The organism is Streptomyces sp. XM4193, from assembly GCF_023072595.1.
In the GTDB taxonomy this organism is placed as follows: Bacteria; Actinomycetota; Actinomycetes; order Streptomycetales; family Streptomycetaceae; genus Streptomyces.
Genome location: NZ_JALLGK010000006.1, coordinates 66670 through 82562 on the forward strand (window position 1 = coordinate 66670; position 15893 = coordinate 82562).

Annotated in this window: 16 protein-coding genes; 6 read left to right on the forward strand and 10 right to left on the reverse strand. The window is 73.2% G+C overall.

Going from position 1 to position 15893, the window contains the following annotated elements:
* Positions 1 to 37: 37 nt before the first annotated feature.
* Positions 38 to 1132, reverse strand: a complete 1095-nt coding sequence (locus tag MTQ01_RS17125) for a PLP-dependent cysteine synthase family protein (protein ID WP_247491708.1) — start codon at positions 1130 to 1132, stop codon at positions 38 to 40.
* A 238-nt stretch (positions 1133 to 1370) separates the two neighbouring features.
* Between MTQ01_RS17125 and MTQ01_RS17130 the strand changes: the two genes are divergently transcribed.
* Positions 1371 to 1661 (forward strand): hypothetical protein, encoded by a 291-nt coding sequence (locus tag MTQ01_RS17130; RefSeq protein WP_247491730.1) that lies wholly within the window; start codon positions 1371 to 1373, stop codon positions 1659 to 1661.
* A gap of 174 nt (positions 1662 to 1835) precedes the next feature.
* Positions 1836 to 2306, forward strand: coding sequence for an ATP-binding protein (locus MTQ01_RS17135; protein ID WP_247491411.1), 471 nt, complete (start codon positions 1836 to 1838; stop codon positions 2304 to 2306).
* On the opposite strand, the gene MTQ01_RS17140 is transcribed toward MTQ01_RS17135, so the two are convergent.
* Genes MTQ01_RS17140 through MTQ01_RS17150 form a run of 3 tightly spaced genes read right to left on the reverse strand, consistent with a single transcriptional unit; the run spans position 2296 to position 4420 of the window.
* The gene (locus MTQ01_RS17140; protein WP_247491413.1) at positions 2296 to 2679 is read right to left on the reverse strand and encodes a PPOX class F420-dependent oxidoreductase; all 384 of its coding nucleotides are present in this window, start codon (positions 2677 to 2679) and stop codon (positions 2296 to 2298) included. The genes MTQ01_RS17135 and MTQ01_RS17140 overlap by 11 nt on opposite strands.
* Positions 2676 to 3200, reverse strand: a complete 525-nt coding sequence (locus MTQ01_RS17145) for a GNAT family N-acetyltransferase (RefSeq protein ID WP_247491415.1) — start codon at positions 3198 to 3200, stop codon at positions 2676 to 2678. Before MTQ01_RS17145 ends, MTQ01_RS17140 begins: the two co-directional genes overlap by 4 nt.
* Positions 3194 to 4420: an ROK family protein gene (locus MTQ01_RS17150; protein WP_247491417.1), complete on the reverse strand. Its 1227-nt coding sequence runs from the start codon at positions 4418 to 4420 to the stop codon at positions 3194 to 3196. The genes MTQ01_RS17145 and MTQ01_RS17150 overlap by 7 nt, the downstream gene beginning before the upstream one ends.
* Positions 4421 to 4641: 221 nt before the next feature.
* Between MTQ01_RS17150 and MTQ01_RS17155 the strand changes: the two genes are divergently transcribed.
* Positions 4642 to 5166, forward strand: a complete 525-nt coding sequence (locus MTQ01_RS17155; protein WP_247491419.1) for a DUF4442 domain-containing protein — start codon at positions 4642 to 4644, stop codon at positions 5164 to 5166.
* Here the strand turns inward: MTQ01_RS17155 and MTQ01_RS17160 are convergent.
* On the reverse strand, positions 5163 to 5876 hold the full coding sequence (locus MTQ01_RS17160) for a TetR/AcrR family transcriptional regulator (protein ID WP_247491421.1): 714 nt from the start codon (positions 5874 to 5876) through the stop codon (positions 5163 to 5165). The genes MTQ01_RS17155 and MTQ01_RS17160 overlap by 4 nt on opposite strands.
* A 122-nt stretch (positions 5877 to 5998) precedes the next feature.
* Between MTQ01_RS17160 and MTQ01_RS17165 the strand changes: the two genes are divergently transcribed.
* Positions 5999 to 6604: a nitroreductase family deazaflavin-dependent oxidoreductase gene (locus MTQ01_RS17165; protein WP_374207773.1), complete on the forward strand. Its 606-nt coding sequence runs from the start codon at positions 5999 to 6001 to the stop codon at positions 6602 to 6604.
* Between the two features lie 77 nt (positions 6605 to 6681).
* On the opposite strand, the gene MTQ01_RS17170 is transcribed toward MTQ01_RS17165, so the two are convergent.
* Complete coding sequence (locus MTQ01_RS17170) at positions 6682 to 7854, reverse strand: geranylgeranyl reductase family protein (protein WP_247491710.1); 1173 nt, start codon at positions 7852 to 7854, stop codon at positions 6682 to 6684.
* Between the two features lie 481 nt (positions 7855 to 8335).
* Here MTQ01_RS17170 and MTQ01_RS17175 point away from each other — a divergent pair, with 481 nt between their 5' ends.
* A complete protein-coding gene (locus MTQ01_RS17175; RefSeq protein WP_247491422.1) occupies positions 8336 to 9706 on the forward strand; it encodes a dipeptidase in 1371 nt (456 codons plus the stop codon).
* A gap of 190 nt (positions 9707 to 9896) precedes the next feature.
* On the opposite strand, the gene MTQ01_RS17180 is transcribed toward MTQ01_RS17175, so the two are convergent.
* Together MTQ01_RS17180 and MTQ01_RS17185 are read right to left on the reverse strand one after the other, a co-directional pair.
* Positions 9897 to 10937: an NUDIX hydrolase gene (locus MTQ01_RS17180; protein WP_247491423.1), complete on the reverse strand. Its 1041-nt coding sequence runs from the start codon at positions 10935 to 10937 to the stop codon at positions 9897 to 9899.
* A 115-nt stretch (positions 10938 to 11052) separates the two neighbouring features.
* Positions 11053 to 11994 (reverse strand): ROK family protein, encoded by a 942-nt coding sequence (locus MTQ01_RS17185; protein ID WP_247491424.1) that lies wholly within the window; start codon positions 11992 to 11994, stop codon positions 11053 to 11055.
* Between the two features lie 65 nt (positions 11995 to 12059).
* Between MTQ01_RS17185 and MTQ01_RS17190 the strand changes: the two genes are divergently transcribed.
* The gene (locus MTQ01_RS17190) at positions 12060 to 13139 is read left to right on the forward strand and encodes a LacI family DNA-binding transcriptional regulator (protein WP_374207774.1); all 1080 of its coding nucleotides are present in this window, start codon (positions 12060 to 12062) and stop codon (positions 13137 to 13139) included.
* Between the two features lie 130 nt (positions 13140 to 13269).
* Here MTQ01_RS17190 and MTQ01_RS17195 read toward each other — a convergent pair whose 3' ends face one another.
* Both MTQ01_RS17195 and MTQ01_RS17200 read right to left on the reverse strand, forming a co-directional pair.
* Positions 13270 to 14574 (reverse strand): aldolase/citrate lyase family protein, encoded by a 1305-nt coding sequence (locus MTQ01_RS17195; protein ID WP_247491425.1) that lies wholly within the window; start codon positions 14572 to 14574, stop codon positions 13270 to 13272.
* 296 nt (positions 14575 to 14870) lie between these two features.
* On the reverse strand, positions 14871 to 15833 hold the full coding sequence (locus tag MTQ01_RS17200; RefSeq protein ID WP_247491426.1) for an electron transfer flavoprotein subunit alpha/FixB family protein: 963 nt from the start codon (positions 15831 to 15833) through the stop codon (positions 14871 to 14873).
* Positions 15834 to 15893 lie beyond the last annotated feature (60 nt).

A 15893-nucleotide genomic window follows, 5' to 3' on the forward strand; every position in this document is an offset into this window, starting at 1 on the left:
GACAACTCGCCGAGCACTGCCGGGAACTGATGCGGGGTCAGTGCCAGTGGGAGGTGGCCAGGAAGTGGTCGATCGCCTCGGTGTAGGGGGCGATGTCGAGGCCCTGCTCGGCGAGCCAGTCGTCCGAGTAGTACTTGTCCAGGTACCGCTCCCCCGGGTCGCACAGCAGCGTGACCACCGAGCCCGTGCGCCCCTCGGCGACCATCTCGCCGACGATCCGCAGCGCGCTCCACAGGCCGGTGCCGGTCGAGCCGCCGGCCTGGCGGCCGATCGCCCGTTCCAGGGTGCGCACCGCGGCGATGCTGGCGGCGTCCGGCACCCGCATCATGCGGTCGATGGCGCCGGGCACGAAGCTCGGCTCCATGCGGGGGCGCCCGATGCCCTCGATGCGGGAGCCGCAGTCGCTGACGACGTCGGCGTCGTTCTTCAGCCAGCCGTCGAAGAAGCAGGAGTTCTCCGGATCGGGGACGCAGACGCGGGTGTCGTACTGCATGTAGTGGACGTAGCGGGCGATGGTCGCGGAGGTGCCGCCGGTGCCCGCGGCGGCCACGATCCAGGCGGGCTCGGGATAGCGCTCCAGCCGCATCTGCTGGTAGATCGACTCGGCGATGTTGTTGTTGCCCCGCCAGTCGGTGGCGCGCTCGGCGTAGGTGAACTGGTCCATGTAGTGCCCGCCGGTCTCCTCGGCCAGGCGCTGGGAGACCTCGTACACGGTGCCCGGATCGTCCACGAGGTGGCAGGTGCCGCCGTGGAACTCGATCAGCCGGGTCTTCTCACTGCTGGTGGTCCGCGGCATGACGGCGATGAACGGCACGCCGATCAGTCCCGCGAAGTACGCCTCGGACACGGCCGTGGAACCGCTGGACGCCTCGATGACCGGCTTGCCCGGCCGGATCCAGCCGTTGCACAGGCCGTAGAGGAACAGGGAGCGGGCCAGGCGGTGCTTGAGGCTGCCGGTGGGGTGGGTCGACTCGTCCTTGAGGTAGAGGTCGATGCCCCACTCCTCGGGCAGCGGGAAGAGCAGCAGGTGGGTGTCCGCGCTGCGGTTGGCGTCCGCCTGGACCTTGCGCACGGACTCCTTGAGCCAGTGCCGGTAGGCGTTGTCGCTGCGGTCGACGTCGACTGTGGCCATCGGGGCGGGGGTGGTGCCGCAGGGCCGGTGCTCGCTGTTGGTCACCGGCCAATCGTATGGGGGCACTCTGGCCTGGCGCCCGGATAGGGTGCAGACTGCAGGAGGACGCTTGTCGCGGGAGCGGCGGGGAGGGCGGTGTGCCATGACGGAGCCGGATTTCGAGCTGACCGGAGTGCGGGTCGGACGACGGTGGCGCTCTGTTACCAGAGCAGGCCAAGTCCTTGTGCAGGACGGCCGGTTGACACTTCTGACCAGTTACGGCCGGGAGATCGCGAGTGCCTCCGTCGATCAGGTGCGGCTGAGCGGCCCGGTGCCGTTGAGCCGGGATCTGACCTTCGCCTCCCTGGACGGCAAGCGGTATTCGCTGCGGCTGGACGCCCCTGCGCACGAGCGGCTGGACCACGCCCTCGGGGACGCGCGGGAGCAGGCCGCCAAGGTGCGCGAGGCCGCCGGTCGACAGTCACAGTCGGTGACGACGCGCGAGCGGTCCACCCGGCTCGCCTCGGACCGGCGCACGGTTTCCACCTGAGCGCGCCCGCCTCGGGCCGAGCTCTTCACCTCGCCCGCCTGCGGTGATTTCAGTGGATTTGCGCGGCCGTGTGTCGTGAATCACTCTTGAGGCCGGGACACTCTCCCCCTTCCGCCCCCCGGCGGAAGGGAGCGTCCCGCGCGCATGTCGCCCCGGCCTCAGGGAGTCGCAGCCGTGATCAGTCATCCTTCTTCCAGCAGGCACTGCGCGGTGGAGTTCCAGGCGCTGCCTTCCCGCATCGGACAGGTGCGGCGCATCATCTCCGCCCAGCTGCACAGCTGGAAGGTGGATCCGCTGATCGACAGCGCCGCGCTCGCGGTGACCGAGCTGCTGGCCAACGTCCACCGGCACACCGGCCCCGACAAGCACTGCACGGTGGAACTCGTGCTGCTGTGGGACCGGTTGACGGTCTCGGTGCGTGATCACGACCCGCGGCTGCCGGAGCTTCGCACCTCCGGCACCTGGGCGACCAGCGGCCGCGGACTGGCGCTGGTGGCGGCGCTGAGCGCCAGCTGGGGCGTGCGGGTTCAGCGCGGCGGGCGGGGCAAGGTCGTCTGGTTCACGCTGCCCGCGCCGGTCGGGCCCGCGGCGGACGCCGCGCCGAGCCGTGCCGCCGGGCGCGGGGAGCCCGAGCTCACAGGCTGATCGCGATGCCCACATGGGGCCGCTTGCCGAGGCGCAGCAGCGCGCCGCCGCTGTCGGTGAGCCAGAACTGCCAGCCGTAGCGGGACTTCAACGCCCGGCGCACACGGTCGAGTTCACCCTCCCCGGTCATCAGCCGGGCGGTCCCCTCCGCCTCGGGCGCGTCCTCTGCGACCTTCCCGCGCACATCGCACGCGACGACCCGCACCCGCTGGTCGTTGCGCAGACGCTTGACCTTCCAGGAGTCCTCGCGGGTCCACACCAGCAGCTCCCCCTCGTCCTCGACCGCCCAGACCGGGGTGGCGACCGGGGTGCCGTCCCTGCGGTAGGTGGTCAGGCTGACGTAGCGGCTGCGGCTGAGCTCTGCGGGGATCATGCCTCCAAGGCTACGTCCGTGCGGGGAAGTCCGGTCCGCAGCATGCACAATCGGGGCCAGCGGTCCAGGCCGAGCTTTCGCTCCACCGTCCTGATGTGCCGCAGCCCGGGCGTGAGTTGGTCCTCCGGCAGCTCGCGGAAACCGAGCCTGCGGTAGTACGGGGCGTTCCACGGCACGTCGGCGAAGGTGGTCAGCGTCTGGTCGCCGCCGCCGTGGGCCAGCGCCGCGTGGTCGATCAGGGCCCGCCCGATCCCCCGCCGAGCCCAGCGGGGCCGTACGGAGACCTGTTCGATGTGGGTGCGGCCGTCCACGGGTGCGGCGAGCAGATAGCCGGCGAGCTCGTCGCCCTGCTGAGCCACCCACAGCGCGTTGTTCCTGCGGTAGGTCTCCAGATCGCCCAGCGTCAGCGGTTCGTCGTCGGCGACGGCGGTCATCCCGAGCGCCCGGAAGGGCTCGCCGGCCGCTCGTTCGATGTCCTGGCAGACCGCCAACTCCTCGGCGCGTCCTGGGCGGATCAGCATGGCACGTCCTCCTGCAACACCAACGGGTCGTCAAGTACAGGCTGCCAGGCCAACTCGGCCGCGCCCACCAGGCTGTTGTGGTCGAGGGTGCAGCCGAGGAGCGGCACCGCACCGCCGCGCCGCCACAGACTGCGTTCGGCGACGACGGCGCGCAGCCGCTCCTCGTCCACGCGCAGCAGCTCGCGGTGCAGCCCGCCGAGGATGATGCGGTCGGGGTCGAGGATGTTCACCAGTCCGGCCAGGCCCAGGCCGAGCAGGTCGATGAGCCGGTGCGCCGCGGCGCGGACGCTCTCGTCCGACTCGTAGGCGCCGCGCAGCAGTTCGGTCGACTGGTGCAGCAGGGAGCTCTCGGGCCCCGGTGTGCGTCCGGCCGCCTCGAGGAAGGCCAGCGGGTCGGTCTCCACGTCCAGGCAGCCGCGCGAGCCGCAGTGGCAGCGTCGGCCCTGCGGTTCCACCGCGAGGTGGCCGACCTCCAGGGCGAGGCCGGAGCTGCCGCTGTGCAGCCGGCCGCCCTGGACGAGCGCACCACCGACCCCTCGGTGGCCGGTGGCCACGCACAGCAGGTGCCGGGAGCCCCGTCCGGCGCCGTGCCGGTGCTCCGCCAGCGCGCCGAGGTTGACGTCGTTGCCGGTGAAGCCGGTCTCGGTGGGCGCGCGCACACCTGCCTCGGCCAGGCAGTCGCGGAAGATTCCGCGCACCGGCGCACCCACCGGCCAGGCCAGGTGCAGCGGGTTGAGCGCGGTGCCGTCCGGTTCGGCGACCGCGGAGGGCACCGCGAGGCCGGCGCCCACGCAGCGGCGACCGGTCCCGGCGAGCAGTCCGGCGCCCGCCGCGACGGCCTCGCCGATGACCTGGGCGGGGTCCGCGTCGACCGTTCCGCAACCGGGTGTGGTCGCGACGACCTGCCCGCCGAGGCCGACCAGCGCCGCACGGTAGCCGTCCGCGTGGACCTGTGCGGCCAGCACCACGGGGCCGTCCGGGGCGACGCCGAGCCGATGGGAGGGCCGCCCCTGGGAGGCGGCGCCGGTGGTCGGACTCGCGTCCACCGTGATCAGCCCCAGGTGCTGCAGCTCCGCCGCGACCGCGCCGGCGGTGGCACGGGTGACCCCGAGCTCCGCGGTGAGCACCGCGCGGGTGGGAGCCCGTCCGGTGTGTACGAGCTCCAGTGCGGGGCCGAGGGCGCTGCGACCTCTCTCCGGCCTGGTACGAATCTGGGTCACGTCCTCATTCTCGCTTTGTGTGGGAGTGGAACAAAATACGGCACCGCTCGCCCTTCCGGGGCGCCATCGGGGAGTTGACCCCGGCAATCCCTTCCCGCGCGGCACACGGCGGGCCACCCGCGGGCGGCGCACCCACCGCGCGCCCGACAGTCGGCGCGGGGCGGTGAGAGCCTGGTCACGGACGCATTACTCACGAGTAGCATCTCTGGTAGCTTCGCAGCATGGCCCGCCGACTCAGTCCCCAGACCCTTCGCCGCGGCATGTGCTGGTGGCCCCCGTACCTCTTCGCCGGCATCAAGGTGCTGCACATCGCCGACGACTGGAGCAGCGCACGCGTACGACTGCGCCTGGGCCGCACCAACCGCAACTACTTCGGCACCCACTTCGGCGGATCCCTCTTCTCGATGAGCGATCCGTTCTGGGCGCTGCTGGCCGTCTCCGCCCTGGGCAAGGACTACATCGTCTGGGACAAGGCGGCCGAGATCGACTTCGTCTCCCCCGGGCGCGGCGACGTCTTCGCCGAATTCTCGTTGAGCGAGCAGCAGTTGACGCAGATCCGGGAGGCGACCGCGGACGGCTCCAAGGCGCTCCCCTGGTTCGAGAACGAGGTCGTCGCTGCCGACGGCACGGTGGTCGCGCGAGTGCGCAAGCAGCTGTACGTGCGTCGCAAGCGGCCCGTCGGCACGCCCGGCACCGAGCAGCCGACCGTACAGCGCGAGGAGCGGACACCGGCCACCGAGGACTAGGAGCCCGTCGGCCGCCCTCCGGACAGGCCGACGGTGGCGGCCAGTTGATCCACGGCGTGGTCGAAGTACGCCTCGCGCCGCTCGATCACCCCGTGCAGCTGCCCGAAGACCTCGAAGCCGATGAGCCCGAACAGCTGCGGCCACACCACCAGCGCGCGCGACAGGAGCGGAGCGGGCAGTTCGAGCCCGATTCGCTCGCCCAACTCCCGCGCGTCGGCCAGGAGTTCGGCGGGCGGGACGTCGACGGGTTCGGCGCAGTCGCCGGTCGCCACCGCGTCGGCGACCACCCCGAACAGCGCCAGCGCGATCCGCGAGGCCGCCTCGGTCGTACGGTCGGGCGCCGCGTAGCCGGGCACGGGCGAGCCGTACACCAGGGCGTACTCGTGCGGATGCGCCAGCGCCCAGCGGCGCAGCGCCCGGCAGACCTCCCGCCAGCGCACCGCCGGGGCCGACCCGGCCGAAGCCGACGCCGCGGACTCGGCGACCGACCCGGCCGCACTGTAGGCGTCCACGATGAGCTCGGTCAGCAGCTCGTCGCGGCCGGGGAAGTAGCGGTAGAGCGCCGAGGACACCATCCCGAGCTCCCGGGCGACCGCGCGCAACGACAGTCGCGCCGCCCCTTCCTCGGCGAGCTGGCGCCGCGCCTCCTCCTTGATCGCCGCCGTGACTTCCGCCCGCGCACGACTGCGCACTCCCTCGATCCTGGCCATCGCCACAGTCTGCCCGAAACAGAGCACCGAACCAATCCGAGAGCACTGCTCTTGTTTTCGCGCGATCGAAGGTGAACACTGGAACACGACGAGAGCACTGCTCACGAAATGGAGCCCCGATCATGCCCTCCACCCATGCCCTGACCCCCGGACGCCTCACCCGCCGCGTCCTCAACCCCCTCGTGATGTGGCTCAACCGCCGCGGTCTGAGCCTGCACGGCGCCCACACCCTGGCCGTGCGCGGACGCACCAGCGGCGCCCTGCGCCACGCCCCGGTCAACCCCATGGAGCTCGACGGCCGCACCTACCTGGTCGCACCGCGCGGACACGTCCAGTGGACCCACAACCTTCGGGCCGCCGGAGGGGGTGAACTGCGGTTGGGAAAGCGGGTTCGGCACTTCACCGCCGTCGAGGTGGGCGACCGGGACAAGCCACGGGTGCTGCGCGCCTACGCCCGCCGCTGGTCCGAGGTCGGCCGCTACTTCTCCGAACTCGGAGTGGGCCGGGACGCCACGCTGCAGCAGTGGCACCGGAGCGCGGAGCACTTCCCGGTCTTCGCACTCACCTTCCGCTCCCCCACCGAGGAGGCCGGGAGGGCCGAGGCGGGCGGCGGCGCGGCACACCAGGAGGCCGTGGTCCCCCGGGAGAACACGGGGGACGCCGGAGGCCGGGCGACGGCCGACCCCGTACGCACCGGCGGAACGCGGCCGGAGGCCGGACGCCCCTGACCGGCGGCGGGGCCGGGCAGGTCGCCGGTCCCGGCGCGGACCCGCGCGCCGTCGCCGGCCCCGGCGGCCCGCCCCGCTCAGCCCCGGCGGTCCAGCGCCTCCAGCGCGCGCCGCGCCATCGGTTGGTTGCGCACGATCTCCGCAAAGGTCGTCGCCCCGCGCACCACCCTGGTGAACGCACGCCAGGCCGGCGGGAGCGAGGTCAGCGCGGTGTGCATCGCGCGCGGGTGGCGGGCGAAGACCTGGTGGAGCCTGCGGCCCACGCTCATCTCCGCCCCGAGGTCGGAGCCGATCGCGTGCGCGTATCCCAGTGCCTGGCGGCGGCTGTCCACGGCGTCGCCGGACTCGGCGACGCGCACCGCCCACTCCCCGGCCAGTCGGCCCGAGCGCAGCGCGAAGGAGATTCCCTCCCTGGTCCAGGGCTCCAACAGCCCCGCCGCGTCACCGCACACCAGCACCCGGCCCCGGCTGAGCGGTGAGTCCTCGGCCCGGCAGCGGGTGAGGTGCCCGGAGGAGACGCTCGGCTCGAAGCCCGCGAGCCCCAGACGCCCGACGAAGTCCTCCAAGTACCGCTTGGTGCGGGCGCCTTCGCCCCGAGCGGCGATGACACCGACGGTCAGCGTGTCGCCCTTGGGGAAGACCCAGCCGTAGGACCCGGGCAGCGGACCCCAGTCCAGCAGCACCCGGCCCGCCCAGTCCTCGGCCACCGTGGGCGGCACCGGGATCTCCACCTCCAGGCCGAGATCCACCTGGTCCATCCGCACCCCGACGTGCGCGCCGATACGGCTCGCGCTGCCGTCCGCACCGACCACCGCGTGCGCCAGCACCGACTCCCCGCCGGAGAGCACCACCGCGACGGTGCGGCGGTCCGGCACCGCCGGCCCGTGCTGCTCCACACGCGAGACCGTGACACCGGTGCGCACTCGGGCCCCGGCCCGCTCGGCCGCGGTCACCAGCGCATGGTCGAACTCGGGCCTGTTGACCAGGCCGAAGAGGGTGTTCTTGGACTTGCGGGTACGGGTCAGCCGGCCGCCGAGAGTGAAGGTGACGGCGTTAATCCGGTCGCGCAGGGGCAGTTCGAAGCCGGGCGGCAGGGCGTCCCGGGAGGGCCCGATGATGCCTCCGCCGCAGGTCTTGTAGCGCGGCAGCTCCGCCTTCTCCAGCAGCAGCACCCGACGTCCCGCCACCGCCGCGGCGTAGGCGGCCGACGCACCGGCCGGGCCGGCGCCGACCACCACCACGTCCCACACCGGCGTCCGCTCCTCGTCGGCGTCCTCCCGGGGCTCGACGTCGCGGGCGGCGTCCTCCCGGGGCTCGGCGTCCCCGGCGTCGGGGTCCTCTGCGTCGGCGTCCCCGGCGTCGGCGTCTCCGGACCGCTCGGGGCTCCCGGTGGCCCCGGACTCCCGGGAATCCGCCCGCCGTTCGGCACCGGACGGCCCTTCGCCGTCGCGCGGCCCGCCGCCGTCACCGGCTCCGCCGGCGCTCCCGGTGCCGCCGCTGTTCGCGAACTCCTCGCCGTTCTCGGTGTTCTCGCCGCTCACAGTCCCCACTTGCTCCCGCCGTCACGGCCGCCCCATGATCACGGAACGGCCCAGTGCCGCATCCTACGGCCCGGGGTCGCACAAGTGTCCCGTGGGAGGATCGACCCGGTCCGCAGCCGTCGCCGGACCGGCCGCAGCTGCGGTGATCCCGCACACCGGCCCAACGCCACACATCTCCAGGAGCGTTCCCATGGCGCACGAAACGGCGCACACCGCGCTTGCGCGCACCGTCGCCGACCTGCTGCCGCAGGCACGGACCGAGCTCGCCGAGCTCGTAGGGTTCGCGTCGGTGGCCGACGAGACCCAGTTCCCCAAGAGCGAGTGCGAGGCCGCCGCCTCCTGGATCGCCGACGCGCTGCGCACCGAGGGCTTCACCGAGGTCGAGACGCTGGAGACCCCGGACGGCACCCAGTCCGTCTACGGCCTCCTGCCGGGACCGGCCGGTGCGCCGACCGTACTGCTCTACGCGCACTACGACGTCCAGCCGCCGCTGGACGAAGAGGCCTGGCTCTCCCCGCCGTTCACCCTCACCGAGCGCGACGGCCGCTGGTACGGCCGCGGCGCCGCCGACTGCAAGGGCGGGCTGATCATGCATCTGCTCGCGCTGCGGGCGCTGCGCGCCAACGGCGGTGTCCCGGTCACCGTCAAGGTCATCGTCGAGGGTTCCGAGGAGCAGGCCACCAGCGGTCTGGAGGAGTACGCGCAGGCGCACCCCGAGCTGCTGAGGGCCGACACGATCGTCATCGGCGACTCGGGCAACTTCCGTGCCGGGCTTCCCACCGTGACCAGCGTGCTGCGCGGAATGACCGTGCTGCGGCTGAAGGTGGACACCCTCGCGGGCAATCTGCACTCGGGCCAGTTCGGCGGCGCCGCCCCGGACGCGCTCGCCGCGCTGATCCGCACCCTGGGCTCGCTGCACGCCGATGACGGCTCCAGCACCGTCGACGGACTCGACGCCGACACGGTCTGGGACGGACTTCAGTACGACGAGAAGCAGTTCCGCGCGGACGCGAAGGTGCTGGACGGTGTCGAGCTGGTCGGCGGCGGCACGGTGGCCGACCGCATCTGGGCCCGCCCCTCGGTGACCGTCCTCGGCATCGACTGCCCGCCGATCGTCGGCGCCACCCCCTCGGTGCAGGCCACGGCCGCGGCGCTGGTGAGCCTGCGGGTGCCGCCCGGGATCGACGCCACCGAGGCGACCGAACGCCTCGCCGACCACCTGCGGGCGCACGTGCCCTGGGGCGCGCGGGCGGAGATCGAACGGCAGGGCCAGGGCCAGCCGTTCCGTGCCGACACCGGCAGCCCGGCGTACACCGCGATGGCCTCCGCGATGCGCGAGGCGTACGACGGCGTGGAGATGGCCGTCGCCGGCCAGGGCGGTTCGATCCCGCTGTGCAACACGCTCGCCGCGCTCTACCCCGATGCGGAGATCCTGCTGACCGGTCTGAGCGAGCCGCAGGCGCAGATCCACGCCGTCAACGAGAGCGTCAGCCCGCAGGAGTTGGAGCGGATGTCGGTCGCCGAGGCGCTCTTCCTCCAGCGGCTGGCCGCCCGCTCCTGACGCTGCCGCCCGCCCTGCGCCCCCGGCACTGAGCCCCACCGCCGGACCCGCGCCGCCGCCCGCTCCGCCGCGGCAGCGCCGCTCTGCCACGACGCGCCGCCGTGCGCCGCCGACGCACCGGCCCGCCCGGGTCGCGCTCGCACCGCGAGCCCGATCCGGGCGGCACCCGTCGGCACACCGGTGGACGCGGCTACGGGAGCCCGCCGGTGGGCGTGCCCGATTCCAGATAGAGCGGTCGGCCCAGCTCTCGCGCGCGCAGCGCCCAACGCAGCCGCTGCCTGCGCAGCCCGGGCAGCAGGTTCGCCGCCTCGCTCTCCGAGACGAAGCGCCAGTCGCGCAACTCCTCGCCCGGCAGGCTCAGTCGGGCGATCTTCGCCGGGTCCAGCCGGCCCCCGTCGAACAGCAGCCGCAGACCGCCGACCGCCGGCGGCACGGGCCGCTCCCAGTCCACGACGAGCAGTTCGGGGGGCCTCTCCAGCCGCAGCCCGAGCTCCTCGGCCACCTCGCGCACCCCACCGCAGCCGGGCGCCTCGCCGGCCTCCACCACACCCCCCGGGAACTCCCAGCCCGGTTTGTAGGTCGGGTCGACGAGGAGCACCCGGTCCTCGTCGTCGAAGAGCAGCACCCCGGCGGCGACCGTCTCGCCCCGCGGCTCCGGGGTCTGCACGATGGCGCAGTCGCCCTCGCCGCGCGCCATCGCGTCGGCGACGGTGCGCGCGCTGGCACTCGGCGTACGGCGCGTGGTGTCGACGAGGTGTGCGTCCCGCGCCAGCCAGTCGTGCGCGGCACGGTATTCGGGCAACTGCCGCTGGTAGGTGTCGCGGGCCTTCTCCCCCACCACCAGGGCGAGTTGGTCCACCCGTTTGCGAAGGATCGTTTCCTCTGCGGTCAGCAGAAAGTGTCGTACGGGCACGCCCCGGGATGCCAGGGCACCGAATATCTCGTCGCGGTGCTCCTGGTGCGGCAGTGACACAGGGGCTATCAGCGGGCCCGGAACCTCGGCCAGCAGCGCGACCGCGGTCTCCACGAACAACCGCCGCCAGGACGGGAGTTCGCGGACCCCTTCGGCCAGCTCCTCGATTCTCGCCAGCCGCTCCTTGGGCAGCAGCTCGCGCAGGCCCGCGTCGACCGGCTCCGGGTCGTACACCGTGCTGCCGGCCACCAGCTGCCGCAGCTCCTCCGCGACGGCAGAGGCTCCGACTCCGTGAATCCCGTTCAGCCAGATGATCACCGTTCCCCCTTTCTCGCCCCGTTCAGTGACCGGTACACACTGCCACGGATGTGCGCCGGTCCAAGGGGAGCATGCGCCGGAGCGCGGGGGCACCGGGGCACACGCCCCGCGCACCTCAGGGGAGTTCGAGCAGTTCCGCGCGGCAGGCCGCGGCAGCGCCGACCAGCCCGGCGTCCGAACCGATGCGAGTGGGGAGCACCTGCACACCATGGGTGAAGGACAGCCCGGCGTACACGTCCAGAGAGGCACGCAGCGGCGCGAAGAGGAGCTCACCGGCCTGTGCCACACCACCCCCGATCACCGCGACCTCGATCTCCACCAGCGCCGCGGCGGCGGCCACCGCCGCGCCCAGCGCACGTCCGGCGCGGTCGAACGCCTCCACGGCCACTTCCTCGCCCCGTCCGGCAGCCCGCGCGACCGCCGCGGCGGTGGCCTCCTCCCCCGGGCCCGGCCGCCAGCCGCGGGCCAGCGCGCGACGCACGATGCTCGGTCCGCTGGCGATCGTCTCGACACAACCGCGTCCGCCGCAGGGGCACTCGTCCCCGTTCAGGTCCACGCAGATGTGGCCGATGTGGCCGGAGTTGCCGGTGGGTCCGCTCAGCGGTCTGCCGTCCAGCACCAGCCCCCCGCCGACACCGGTGGAGACCACCATGCCCAGCGCGTTGCGACGCCCCACCGCGGCACCCGCGGCGTGCTCGGCGGCCACCATCGCGACCCCGTCGCCGACGAGCGTGACCGGGAGTCCGCCCACCACCTGCCGTACGCCCTCGACGAGCGGAAAGTCGCGCCAGCCCGGGATGTTGACCGGGCCCACCGTCCCGGCGGCTGCGTCCACCGGCCCGGCGCTGCCGATCCCCAGTGCTCCCACCCGCGGCCACCGGCCGTCCTCGGCGAGCCGGCGCAGTACGTCCACCACCGCCGCCAGCACGGTCTCTCCCGGCGCCGAGGGCGGGGTCGGCACCTGCTGCCGCGCGTGGACGGTTCCGCGCTCGTCGACGAGCGCTCCGGCGATCTTGGTGCCTCCGATGTCCAGAGCCGCGACCAGGTCAGTAGTCATGGCGAGTATGTTCACCTCTTGCAGACAACGTTGTCTAGCCGTGATCACCAACTCGTATGCTCGGCATGGCAGTCCGCGTCCGGCAGAACGGAACCCCCGTGACACAGCGCAACGTCCCCACCTCCGGCGCCTCCGCGCGCTACGGCAGGCGTCCCACGATGAAGGACGTCGCCCACCGCGCCGGTGTCGGGCTGAAGACGGTCTCCCGGGTCGTCAACGGTGAGCCGGGCGTGCTGCCGGACACCGAGCAGCGGGTGCGGGAGGCGATCACCGCCCTCGGTTTCCGCCGCAACGACAGCGCCCGCACCCTGCGCAAGGGCAGGACCGCCACGGTCGGCCTGGTGCTGGAGGACCTCGCCGACCCGTTCTACGGTCCGCTCAGCCGCGCGGTGGAGGAGGTGGCACGCGGCCACGGCGCGCTGCTGCTCGCCGGCTCCAGCGACGAGGACCCGGTGCGCGAGCAGGAGTTGGCACTCGCGCTGTGCGCACGGCGGGTGGACGGGCTGGTGGTCGTCCCGGCCAGCGACGACCACCGCTACCTCGAACCGGAGATCGCCGCCGGAGTGGCGACCGTCTTCGTGGACCGGCCCGCCGGTCTCCTCGACGTGGACACCGTGCTCACCGACAACCTCGCCGGCGCGAAGGAGGCCACCGCCCATCTGATCGCCCACGGGCACCGGCGGATCGGCTTCGTCGGCGACCAGCCGCAGATCCACACCACCACCGAGCGGCTGCGCGGCTACCGCGAGGCGATGGCCGAGGCCGATCTGCCGGTGCGGCAGGAGTGGACGGCACTGGGCACCACCGACCCCGGCCGGGTGGAGCACGCCGTACGCACGATGCTCGCCGGGTCCGAGCCCGTCACCGCGCTGTTCACCGGCAACAACCGGGTCACCGCCACCGCCGCCCGCCTGCTGGCCTCTCACCCCCGGCCGACCGCGCTGGTGGGTTTCGACGATCTGGAGCTCGGCGAGCTGCTCGACCCGCCGCTCACCGTCGTTGCCCAGGACGCCGCGCTGCTCGGGCGCACCGCCGCCGAACTGCTCTTCAACCGTCTCGCCGGCGGCGCACCGGCCCCGCGCCGGGTGGTGCTGCCCGCGGGCCTGATACCGCGCGGCTCCGGCGAGCTGCCGCCGCACAGCTGACCCGGGCCCGCACACCGGGGGCCGACCCGACGCCGGGCACCTCCCGCGACCCGGCGCATCGAGTCGGCAGCGCATCGGACGGCACGGCGCACCGGACGGTCGACCGGCAGCCGCGCCGCGATCCGCGGAGCTACGGGTGGGACAGGGTCAGCGCCCCGCGCCGCGGGGCGGCGAAACCCTCCAACTCCGTGCGGGAGAGGCCGGTCAGCGCGCCCACCTCGTCCTCGCCGAGGGCGCCGCAGTCCAGTCCTCGCAGCAGGAAACCGCTGAGCGCCTTGGCCGTCGCCGGCTCGTCGAGCACCTCGCCGGTCCGCTGCTGCGCATAGGCGGCGATGCGGTCGGCGGCCGACTCGAGACCCTCGCGGTAGAAGGCGTAGACGGCCGCGTAACGGGTCGGCAGATGCCCCGGGTGCATGTCCCAGCCCTGGTAGTAGGCGCGCGCCAGGGAGCGGCGCACCAGGCGGTGGTGCAGCCGCCAGGCGTCGTGGACCTGCTCGCGCGAACCGACCGGCAGGACGTTCGTCGAGCCGTCGGAGAGCCGTACGCCGGTCCCGGCCGCGGCGACCTGCATCACGGCCTTGGCGTGGTCGGCGGCCGGATGGTCCATGGACTGGTGGGCGGCGCTGACGCCGCAGCAGGCGCTGTAGTCGAAGGTGCCGTAGTGCAGTCCGGTGGCGCGCCCGTCCGCCGCCTCGATCATGCGCGCCACGGTCGCCCGTCCGTCGCCGCCCAGGATCGACTGGCTGGTCTCGATCTGGATCTCGAAGCCGATCCGGCCGCCGGGCAGCCGGTGGGCCTGCTCGAACTGCTCGCACAGCCGCACCATCGCTGCGACCTGCTCGGCATAGGTGACCTTGGGCAGCGTCAGGACCAGCCCGGAGGGCAGGCCGCCGGCGTTGAGCAGCGCGGTGAGGAAGACGTCGAGGGTGCGGATGCCGCGGTCGCGGACCTCGGCCTCCAGGCACTTGAGCCGGATGCCGACGTACGGGGCGCGCTCGGCGCTCTCCCGCTCGGCCCACCCGGCCACCAGCGCGGCGGCGCGGGCGGCGTCGGCGTCCTCCTCGGCGTCGGGACGGTTGCCGTAACCGTCCTCGAAGTCGATGCGCAGGTCCTCGATCGGTTCGCGGACGAGCTTGGCGCGGACCCGCTCGTGCACCGCGGCGGCCAGCCCCCGGTCGAGATCCAGGACTTGGGCCAGGCTCGCGGCGTCGGGCGCGTGCCGCTCCAGCAGCGCGAGCGCCTCCCGGCCCCAGGTGCGCACGGTGTCGGCGGCGAAGACGTCACCGGGGACGTAGACGGTGTGCACGGGCTGACGGGTGCCGGGGTCGCCGGGGTAGCGGCGCTCCAACTCCGCGTCGACGGCCGCCAGCGCGGCGCCGACCTCCCGGCTCACCGAACTGGCGAAGGTGGTGGCGACCGTACTGGCCTGCGTCATCGGCACTCCCCTGGGAAATCAACAAAACGTTGAAGTTGTCACGGGGAAGCTAGCTCTCGCGCGCGGGGTGAGTCAACAGCCCTCCACCCGCCGGGACGTCACCGATCCCGCACGGAGACCGGCCGCTCCCGCGGTCGCGCACAGCGAGCGGGGACGGGCGACAGCGCCGGGGTACGGGTACAGCCGAAGTACGTGACCGGGGTACGGCCGGGAACGACGCCAGGGGCGGCGCCGCCGGACAGATCCGGTGACGCCGCCCCTGGCGGGACGCTTCGGCTCGCGCCGCTCGAAGTGGCTCAGCCCTTGCGGGTCTTGACCTCTTCGGTCAGCTGCGGGACGACCTCGAAGAGGTCGCCCACGACGCCGTAGTCGACCAGGTCGAAGATCGGCGCCTCGGAGTCCTTGTTGATCGCGACGATGGTCTTGGAGGTCTGCATGCCGGCGCGGTGCTGGATCGCACCGGAGATGCCGGCCGCCACGTACAGCTGCGGCGAGACCGTCTTGCCGGTCTGGCCGACCTGGCTGGTGTGCGGGTACCAACCGGCGTCCACGGCGGCACGCGAGGCACCGACGGCGGCACCGAGCGAGTCGGCGAGGGACTCGATGACGTGGAAGTTCTCCGCGCCGTTGACGCCGCGGCCACCGGAGACCACGATCGCGGCCTCGGTCAGCTCCGGGCGACCGGTGGACTCACGGGGCGTGCGGGAGGTGACCTTGGTGCCGGTGGCCAGCTCGCCGAAGCTCACCGAGAGCTGCTCCACGCTGCCGGCGGCCGCGGCGGCCTCGGGAGCGGTGGAGTTCGGCTTCACGGTGATGACCGGAGTGCCGTTGGTGACACGGGACTTGGTGGTGAAGGCGGCGGCGAACACCGACTGGGTGGCCACCGGGCCCTCGTCGCCGGCCTCCAGGTCGACGGCGTCGGTGATGATGCCGGAGTCGATGCGCACGGCAAGGCGCGCACCGATCTCCTTGCCCTCCGCCGAGGAGGGCAGCAGCACCGCGGCCGGCGAGACGGCGTCGAAGGCCGCCTTCAGCGCGTCGACCTTCGGCACTACGAGGTAGTCGTTGAACTCGGGGGCGTCGGCGGCCAGCACCTTCACCGCGCCGTACTCGGCGAGGACGGGGGCGGCGGTCTCGACACCGGCACCCAGGTGCACGGCGACCGGCTCGCCGATCCGGCGGGCGAGGGTCAGCAGCTCGAGGGTGGGCTTGCGGACGGAACCGTCCACGTGGTCGACGTAGACAAGGACTTCAGCCATGGAAATCTTCTCCCGGGAGGAAAGTTCGGCGCTTGGTGGCCTGGAGCAAGGGGGCGGGGC

Excerpts from the sequence above, each read along its gene's own strand:
- MTQ01_RS17165 (WP_374207773.1), top strand. The coding sequence starts at position 5,999 with ATGCCCTCCACCCATGCCCTGACCCCCGGACGCCTCACCCGCCGCGTC.
- MTQ01_RS17140 (WP_247491413.1), bottom strand. The coding sequence starts at position 2,679 with ATGATCCCCGCAGAGCTCAGCCGCAGCCGCTACGTCAGCCTGACCACC.
- MTQ01_RS17155 (WP_247491419.1), top strand. The coding sequence starts at position 4,642 with ATGGCCCGCCGACTCAGTCCCCAGACCCTTCGCCGCGGCATGTGCTGG.
- MTQ01_RS17185 (WP_247491424.1), bottom strand. The coding sequence starts at position 11,994 with ATGACTACTGACCTGGTCGCGGCTCTGGACATCGGAGGCACCAAGATC.
- MTQ01_RS17175 (WP_247491422.1), top strand. The coding sequence starts at position 8,336 with ATGGCGCACGAAACGGCGCACACCGCGCTTGCGCGCACCGTCGCCGAC.
- MTQ01_RS17160 (WP_247491421.1), bottom strand. The coding sequence starts at position 5,876 with ATGGCCAGGATCGAGGGAGTGCGCAGTCGTGCGCGGGCGGAAGTCACG.
- MTQ01_RS17195 (WP_247491425.1), bottom strand. The coding sequence starts at position 14,574 with ATGACGCAGGCCAGTACGGTCGCCACCACCTTCGCCAGTTCGGTGAGC.
- MTQ01_RS17200 (WP_247491426.1), bottom strand. The coding sequence starts at position 15,833 with ATGGCTGAAGTCCTTGTCTACGTCGACCACGTGGACGGTTCCGTCCGC.
- MTQ01_RS17145 (WP_247491415.1), bottom strand. The coding sequence starts at position 3,200 with ATGCTGATCCGCCCAGGACGCGCCGAGGAGTTGGCGGTCTGCCAGGAC.
- MTQ01_RS17125 (WP_247491708.1), bottom strand. The coding sequence starts at position 1,132 with ATGGCCACAGTCGACGTCGACCGCAGCGACAACGCCTACCGGCACTGG.
- MTQ01_RS17190 (WP_374207774.1), top strand. The coding sequence starts at position 12,060 with ATGGCAGTCCGCGTCCGGCAGAACGGAACCCCCGTGACACAGCGCAAC.